The sequence below is a fragment of the Candidatus Sodalis sp. SoCistrobi genome (genome assembly GCF_900143145.1).
Taxonomy (GTDB): Bacteria; Pseudomonadota; Gammaproteobacteria; order Enterobacterales; family Enterobacteriaceae; genus SoCistrobi.
In genome coordinates, this window is record NZ_FRDB01000155.1 from 1 (window position 1) to 7,261 (window position 7,261).

Here is a 7,261-nt window from a genome sequence, read left to right on the forward strand (position 1 = left end):
TCGGGCGGCTGGGTTACATCCCTCCTACTGAAGCCGAAATGAACTATTACGCTTTGCAATTAGCATCAGAGGAAGCGGCGTAGTATTGCCAAAATTACTCTCTAATAAACTCGGGGTTATTCACTATCACGTCTCCGTTGCACGATTGCCACAGGTATTCAAGATGCTGTTTCAGCTTTCCAGCGGGGCCTTGTTTTCGCCCTTTTTCCAGTAGCCACTCAATATCTACGGCGACGCTTTTGGGGAAGCGCTTTTGCTTCTGTGCCTGAGCCAGCCAGCGAATAAGAAAGAGGTTTTCGGCGTATGGCGAACTCGCTACGGCATCCTCACGGGCAAAATGTAGGGCCACGAGCGCACAGAAAGCCAAATGGCTCAGGTCACTGGTGGTTTCTTTGGGGGAAAGGGTTGTCAAAGTTAACAAATCTCAAAATAATCATTGTAATGCGTAGTATACGAAATAGATAAAAACCGGGCATCTGCAACGACAGGTTTTTTATTTTAAAATGATGATTTTTAACTAAAAATAGTTTTATGAAAGGGTGGATTTTTTCAGGGAAAGGCGTAGAATTAATCACATAAACAGCTATGTTAAGCGCTGATAACAAGAGCTTGAATCTCTTACTACCAGCTAATCCAACACCTGAGATAACCAGGAGCAGGACTATGCAGAAGTCTACCTTCCGCGTGCTTGTCTGTGAAGCACGACCCTATATGTTAGTATAGTTTGCCTGTTTTTCGCGCAATCTGACCCCAAGACAACGTACCGACCTCATGGAAATGGGCAGTGTCCTCCGGGAGGCCCTATGACTGCGTTCGAGCCTATCCATTTTCTACCCTACCACAAGGTGTTTCCTGAGCTTTCTGACAAGGAACTGCATGTCGTGGTGCTTTACTGCACTGGTCTGAAAAATGAATTAATAGCAAGCGTGTTAAGCATTAACATCAAAACGGTTGGTGCTCATCTTTATAATTGCCAGTTACTCTATGGGCTGAATTCGCATTCTGAATTGCGGGCAATGTTTATGTTTAGAATGCTTTCATTCTTCATTAAATTTTTATATGAAAAATAGATTTAGCATGAATGAAATAAAAAATATTGTTTTGAGTTCGTTCGCTCATTTTTTATACTCAAAATAGGGAATTTCCCTATTTATTTTTCCTGTAAATGTTGTCATGCTTATTGGAGTTAATAAATAACGACTTAGGTCGATAGACATTTTAAATAACCACGAAAAAAAGCGCAATTGCGTGCGGGATAATATTGCCTGAATTTAGGCTGTATCCCAGTGGATTCATTATTGGCTGATGTATTTTGGCGCCTTGTGCGGTGCTGTGCGTATGCGCTCGTTTTCAGCACCCCGCTCTTTAACAATTGAGAACCTGCCAGCTATTGTGCAGAGAGCACGCTGCCGCGTAGTAGACTATGGGGCTAATGAGAATGCGTTTAAAAAAATAGCAAAAACAAAACATTATATCGCTGATAGTGGCGGCTAGCACCGCCGCTATCAGCTAACCACCACAACCTACATGAGAGGCTGCTATGGCTAGCTGTGATATTACTCATATTCCCGTCAGGCGGGAAGTAATAAGTATTTATTTTGAAAGGAATATTTTCATAACGCTACTGACGTCAATCCAGGGAAATAGTTTCCAACTGGAGGTGGCGCATGGCTAATTTCTTCGACTGGTTGGACGCCAAAAAAATCTCCTTTTCCCGTACGCCGGGTGGACAAACGTTGATTAGCGATGATGTTGATCTTGCTGGTAGTGATATTCAGCGACTACCGGACGAGCTGTTGGTTAGCGGGCATCTGATTTTAAGGAATACCCCGCTGGCAACATTACCCATCGGATTGAACGTACTGGAAGATCTGGATTTGCGAAATACGTCGATAACCGCACTACCGCCGGATTTAAGTGTGGGCGGTGGACTGTTTCTTGAAAATACACGAATTCTCTCTTTACCGGAGAATTTTCGCATCGAGGATGCCCTGGACCTGGAAAATTCTCTGATTACCACGCTTCCCCGTAATTTATGGATTGGCGGCTATCTTAATCTTCGTGGGACGGCGATTTCCTCTCTGCCGGAAGACTGGTACGTCGAGGGACCGCTATTGCTGGATGTGGAAAAGATAGCCAGTCCTCTGGCGTAGCGGTATATCAAGCTTGCTGATTTGAACGCGGATGATCACCTGATAGGGGATTATTGCCTTGATACCTCATCCGTAGGCGATTTTTTTGATAAGGCTGATGAAGACGTTGTAGAAATTTTTGCCGTATGGGTGTCGGGGGAAATTCGCGTCTATGCGGGGCGTCATTATGGCATACTGCAAAAATTCATGGGGGACGATACCTCTGACACTTTTCAGCAGATCATCCGTGATTGCGTTGCAGAGCTTGAGGAGCGGTTATCTACTGACTGGCAATGATCCATCCGGGCATGGCCTTCTGGGGTGCACGGATGAGCCGCCACAGCATGAGTGTCAATCAATGCCTTCTGGCACCCCGGTCATGTCCCCGATAGTGGGGATTTCTATGAAAAGCCTTCTTAATACCTTTGAAAAAACAGCGCGCCCTGTGGCATTAAAGATCGCGGGGCGCGATATCGTTACATGAATCCGGCAATGCGAGAGCTGCTGGCCCTGCCGGATGATTTTGTGATTTCAGGTTGTTCGGACTGCGATATACCACACCCTATTGCGCGGTATGCCTCCGTGATGTGGGAGGGAGAGCAACGTCTCTATGGTCAGGGTGAAAACATTTCGGTGTTGGTCCTGTTGCCGTTTGGGCGTAAAAATAGAATTCAGCCTTATATTTTTGACTCTATTCCTCATTATGATGAGAAGGGCGACCTGTGTGGGGCGCTGTGTTATGCGCGGCCCTGCCGGTTCTTTTCAACATTGCAATGCGTTGACGGTGAAATACCGCGCACGGCAAATATTATTACTGCCTATGGCATGTTTAGCGATAGAGAGCTAGATATCGTTTTTTTTATCCTGTATGGCTTGAGTAGCAAGGACATTGGGCGACGCCTTGGTATTTCTCATCGCACGGTTGAGAACAAGTTGCAGGGGATTTACCAGAAGACGGGCGTGACCTCTTCCCGCCAGTTTAAACAATATTGCCGGAGCGTGGGCGCAGAGCGAAATATTCCAGCCCGCTTGCTGGCGCTGGGCTGCTGGCCTATTCATAATTAATGATGTGGGTTGTTTGTTTTTTTAACTGCCGGGGAAATATTATTCTTCGGCCTTCTCTTACATGACCAAGGATTACTATTGATATGAACAATGATTCTTACCGGGCAAAGCGGACGCTCTATATTGGTGAACCCTTGCGGAAAACGCTTGACAGGATTGTGCTGGATATTGGTTACCATACAGGACGGCCTATTGAAGTGGCTGAGTTTCTTCGCTTCCTGGTTGAAAAACATGGGGCAGAAGCCAGAGACAGGCTGAAAGAAATCTATGGGCCTGATCAGGGTTGAAGTGTATTTTTTGTTAGGATAATCAAGGGATGAAAAGATAATACCGAACACTTTTGTTCGGCGATTTTAAGATTTTTCATTCCAATAAAACCTTGTTTATTCAGTCAATTGCTATGAAATGGCAAGTGTGGCGGTATGGTGGCTTAAGATGAGAAAACGGCGTGAGAAGCTTTCTGAAGTGGTAAAAATCGATTCCTGATGCTGATGTGTAGGCAGCAGAAATCCACTCGACTCATCGTTACCGCCGCGTACGTCCATGTCCGGCGGTAATTTTTTCGGTTTATCTTTAATAGGAATAGAGGTTTCTTGAAGTACCAAAAACGTTATAATCAACACATGTGCATTTTTTGTATGGTTTATCATACAATACAAACGTGAGATTAGTGGCTTGCATATGTGGCTAACCAAATGAATAATATAGAAATTATCAAGGAAAATATTCACTATCTATTGATGTCAAGAAAGGAGACTCACGTCTCATTGAGTGAAGGGGCGGGCGTAAACAGGACTACGATTTATAACATACTTGAAGGTAAGGTTGTTCGAGTACAGGATAATACGCTGCGAAAGGTAGCCGGTTTTTTTGGTGTTTCCTTCAGTGAAATACAAACTACAAATTTACGAGAAAAAGAACTTTCAAATAGTTTTGTTTCTTTGGAAGGAAACATGAACCCTGTTGCTGTCCCTGTAGTGAGTGATACAACAATACTGTCTGCAATTAATGCAAAGATAGGGAGGTTGGTTGTCTCGTCACCAATAACTTATTATTTTGGACAAGGGGCTAATATAATTGGTATATTTTTAACTAAAGGCATAAAAGGATATTACAATAAGGGTGATGCCGTTATCGTGAAGCGGTGGGAATCTAGTAACAATGCAAATGTTCTTTTTATTACACCGCAAAAGAAATTAAGAGTTGTTGACGGGGGTAGGGTTCCTTATGTGTCTGATGAATTGGTCGGTACTATAATAGAGGAAAGGTATGGCAGCCAATGAAAAATATAAGTTGTTAGGATTTGATCCTGTTCATAACAAGGCTAATGTCATGGTTATGAACACTGGTCGTGTTATGTCTGTTTCATGTAATTATTTGAGTGCTTCTGAGGTGATGGAGGACTTAGCACCTATGGAGATAGCAGCTATTTACAGAAAAATATATAGTTCAGGAGAAGCTGCAAAAACACAGTATGATTTCACGGATCGTAACGAAAATCAATGGTTGGTTTATGCTGCCTTTTGTCTAATTATATCAGTTTGTTATGTGTTCAGTAATGTTGCGGCGGTCAAGCCAGTATATATAGAATATTTTAAATTAATTATAACTCCAGGTACTTTTGTTTACCCACTTACTTTTCTTATCGTTGATTTACTTAATGAATTTTACGGGTTTCGTCTGGCAAGGCGCGCAATTTATATGTGTGTTTTTGCTAATTCTGCAATATTGGGGTTGCTGACATTGTCATTGATGTTGCCAGCTATTCCTGTATGGGAATTTAATGAGGCTTACAGCCATTTAATTCATCAGTTGCAAGCAACATTTATTGCTTCTACGGCTTCGTTTTTAACATCAGAGCTTGCTAATTCATATGTACTGTGTAAAATAAAAAGAATAACAAATTCTCGATACCTTTATATAAGAATAATCTCTAGTATTTTTGTTGCGTCAATTATAGATAGTTTTGTTTTCTGTTTTATTGCATTTTACAGTATCATGTCACATGAACAGATAATTGGCATGGCTTGTATTCAGATTGTTATAAAGTTGGGGTATGCTTTGGTGAATGTTTTTCCAGCATATGGAGCAAGGTATCTGTTCAACAAATACCTTGTTCAGAAAGAGTAAAATTACATAGCTAAAGTCTGCTTTTTATGCAGGCTTTTTTGTATTTCATCTTTGTTACTTAAATATTCATTTAGTCCTTTATTGCGTAGATGGCAGGAGTCGCATTTACCACAACCATGACTTTTTACGCCGTTATAACAGGTTAATGTTTCATCCGAGATAAAATATAATTTACCCATTGAGTCGGCAAGTGCCCATGTTTCAGCTTTTGTCAACCACATCAAGGGAGTTTTAAAATGCATATTTTTATTCATACCAAGTGAAACTGCATTATTTAGAGCTTTGATAAACTCATCACGGCAATCAGGGTAGCCGGAAAAGTCGGTTTCACAAACACCTGTAATGACGGTATTGGCATGAACTTTATATGCATAGATAGAGGCCAGTGTTAAAAAAACGATGTTTCTTCCAGGAACAAAGGTGTTTGGAATGTCTCCATCTTCATGTGGTTCATATTCAGGTACATCAATATTGCTTCGCGTGAGACTGCTAACAGCAAGGTCGTTGAGTAGCCTAATATCGATTACCTTGTGGGACTTTACGGACATTTTTTGGGCAATATGTCTGGCTATGTCAATCTCAAGTTTGTGCCTTTGACCGTAGTCAAAGGTAACACAGTGTACTGATTCGTAATCATTTATAGCTTGTATAAGGCTATAAGGCAGGTTGTTGAGTCCTGTCCACCACTAAAAACAACTACAGCGCTTGTGCTTTTCATTTTATAATCCTTTGTTTTTTAATGTAAAAAATTTTTTTATAAACAATTTTTACATGTATGTGTTGAGTTGTTTTAGTGGCTAGTGTACTATTTTTATTGATCGCTGAAAACGATAATTTTATAAATAATGTTCTACATTATGCATTTTATGTTTTACTAAAAAATATAAGAATGTCTAGAACAACTTATTTTACTTTCCTGACAGCTCCCTTTGGTACGAGCTGGGCGGTACGCATTGTTATTCATGAAAATAGGTGTGGGGCTATGTGGCATCTTTTATATCATCACAAGCGTAGATTTTCTCATATTGTTAATGAAATGAAGAGATTGAAGGTAAGTTGTCTGTCTCCGACTATTTCACGGTACACACCACGAAAAGATCGAGGAGGATTTAGATGCTTGGCTACACTTCAACTATTTCCAGGCTATATTTTTGTGGATCTGGATGTAGAGAAAATTCATACTTCAAAGATAACAGCTATTGATGGAGCAATTTGTTTTGTTAGGTTTGGCGGATATCCTTTCATCATATCGGATAAAGATATACAGAAAATACGTGAAATCGTTGATGCTGCTTATCAGGTAAACGATGAAATACATATAAAAAGTGGTGTTGATGGATTAGAGGAGCGGAATAAAATTATGATAGATATTATTAACACTGAGTGTTCAGAAAGAAGAATAAAAAAATTGAATGATTGGTTAGCATTACCATGTCATTTGTTTGAACGAACTGGTTAAGGACGTTTTATGAAAGATCCTATAATAGGGAAAAAGAGCACCACTACAAACACAGTTTATATACCAAGGGAAATGAGAGAGGAAGTAGAGAAAATAAGTATAGAGCTTTCTTATAGATTAAAGAGACAGATAAATCCGTCTGAATTTATTCAATACCTATATAGAAATTACGGAGAGGTTGCAATGGATGAATTAATGAAAGTAAAAGAGGATTAAAAATGAAAATCAATTCGTAGGAATAATAATGTCACTAAGGGTCTGTAAATTTTTTTGTGTAAATGGCTCCATCGCTTAACTGGAGATTCGTTCTCCATACATCAACATGAATTGGCTCATAGCAGGTTTCCTGTCTCTGAGTGGCATGGTCCATTTGGCGGAAATATTATGCAACGCCAGATAGAGCAGTTTAAGTACCGAGTCATCTGTTGGAAATATCCGCCGGGTTTTCGTTATCTTGCGCAATGAAGCATTTAAC

Annotated in this window: 12 protein-coding genes and 1 pseudogene; 9 read left to right on the plus strand and 4 right to left on the minus strand. The window is 40.6% G+C overall.

Annotated elements, in window-relative coordinates:
* Positions 1-94: 94 nt before the first annotated feature.
* Positions 95-412 carry a DUF2913 family protein gene (locus tag CINSTRO3249_RS10860; RefSeq protein WP_254304350.1) on the minus strand — a complete coding sequence of 106 codons (318 nt, stop codon included), beginning with the start codon at positions 410-412 and terminating at the stop codon, positions 95-97.
* 391 nt (positions 413-803) lie between these two features.
* Between CINSTRO3249_RS10860 and CINSTRO3249_RS10865 the strand changes: the two genes are divergently transcribed.
* From CINSTRO3249_RS10865 to CINSTRO3249_RS10885, 5 genes are all read left to right on the plus strand, one after another.
* Positions 804-1,070: a helix-turn-helix transcriptional regulator gene (locus tag CINSTRO3249_RS10865; protein WP_074013297.1), complete on the plus strand. Its 267-nt coding sequence runs from the start codon at positions 804-806 to the stop codon at positions 1,068-1,070.
* A gap of 597 nt (positions 1,071-1,667) precedes the next feature.
* Positions 1,668-2,153 (plus strand): hypothetical protein, encoded by a 486-nt coding sequence (locus CINSTRO3249_RS10870; protein ID WP_074013298.1) that lies wholly within the window; start codon positions 1,668-1,670, stop codon positions 2,151-2,153.
* A 21-nt stretch (positions 2,154-2,174) separates the two neighbouring features.
* Positions 2,175-2,429: a hypothetical protein gene (locus tag CINSTRO3249_RS10875; RefSeq protein WP_084790192.1), complete on the plus strand. Its 255-nt coding sequence runs from the start codon at positions 2,175-2,177 to the stop codon at positions 2,427-2,429.
* 153 nt (positions 2,430-2,582) lie between these two features.
* Positions 2,583-3,197 (plus strand): helix-turn-helix transcriptional regulator, encoded by a 615-nt coding sequence (locus CINSTRO3249_RS10880; RefSeq protein WP_256381668.1) that lies wholly within the window; start codon positions 2,583-2,585, stop codon positions 3,195-3,197.
* Positions 3,198-3,280: 83 nt separating this feature from the next.
* Complete coding sequence (locus tag CINSTRO3249_RS10885) at positions 3,281-3,484, plus strand: hypothetical protein (RefSeq protein ID WP_074013301.1); 204 nt, start codon at positions 3,281-3,283, stop codon at positions 3,482-3,484.
* A 111-nt stretch (positions 3,485-3,595) separates the two neighbouring features.
* On the opposite strand, the gene CINSTRO3249_RS10890 is transcribed toward CINSTRO3249_RS10885, so the two are convergent.
* Positions 3,596-3,802 carry a hypothetical protein gene (locus CINSTRO3249_RS10890; RefSeq protein WP_125933174.1) on the minus strand — a complete coding sequence of 69 codons (207 nt, stop codon included), beginning with the start codon at positions 3,800-3,802 and terminating at the stop codon, positions 3,596-3,598.
* Between the two features lie 90 nt (positions 3,803-3,892).
* On the opposite strand from CINSTRO3249_RS10890, the gene CINSTRO3249_RS10895 reads away from it, so the two are divergent.
* Both CINSTRO3249_RS10895 and CINSTRO3249_RS10900 read left to right on the plus strand, forming a co-directional pair.
* On the plus strand, positions 3,893-4,480 hold the full coding sequence (locus tag CINSTRO3249_RS10895; RefSeq protein WP_074013303.1) for a helix-turn-helix domain-containing protein: 588 nt from the start codon (positions 3,893-3,895) through the stop codon (positions 4,478-4,480).
* Positions 4,467-5,327, plus strand: a complete 861-nt coding sequence (locus CINSTRO3249_RS10900) for a queuosine precursor transporter (RefSeq protein ID WP_074013304.1) — start codon at positions 4,467-4,469, stop codon at positions 5,325-5,327. Before CINSTRO3249_RS10895 ends, CINSTRO3249_RS10900 begins: the two co-directional genes overlap by 14 nt.
* 2 nt (positions 5,328-5,329) lie before the next feature.
* On the opposite strand, the pseudogene queC reads toward CINSTRO3249_RS10900, so the two are convergent.
* Positions 5,330-6,045, minus strand: a pseudogene (gene queC, locus CINSTRO3249_RS10905) (7-cyano-7-deazaguanine synthase QueC).
* 75 nt (positions 6,046-6,120) lie between these two features.
* Between queC and CINSTRO3249_RS10910 the strand changes: the two are divergent.
* Positions 6,121-6,786, plus strand: coding sequence for a transcription termination/antitermination NusG family protein (locus CINSTRO3249_RS10910; protein WP_084790193.1), 666 nt, complete (start codon positions 6,121-6,123; stop codon positions 6,784-6,786).
* Between the two features lie 9 nt (positions 6,787-6,795).
* A complete protein-coding gene (locus tag CINSTRO3249_RS10915; RefSeq protein WP_074013306.1) occupies positions 6,796-7,002 on the plus strand; it encodes a hypothetical protein in 207 nt (68 codons plus the stop codon).
* Positions 7,003-7,077: 75 nt separating this feature from the next.
* Here CINSTRO3249_RS10915 and CINSTRO3249_RS10920 read toward each other — a convergent pair.
* Positions 7,078-7,261 (minus strand): transposase (locus CINSTRO3249_RS10920; protein ID WP_084790194.1); only part of this gene is annotated, 184 nt, incomplete at its 5' end.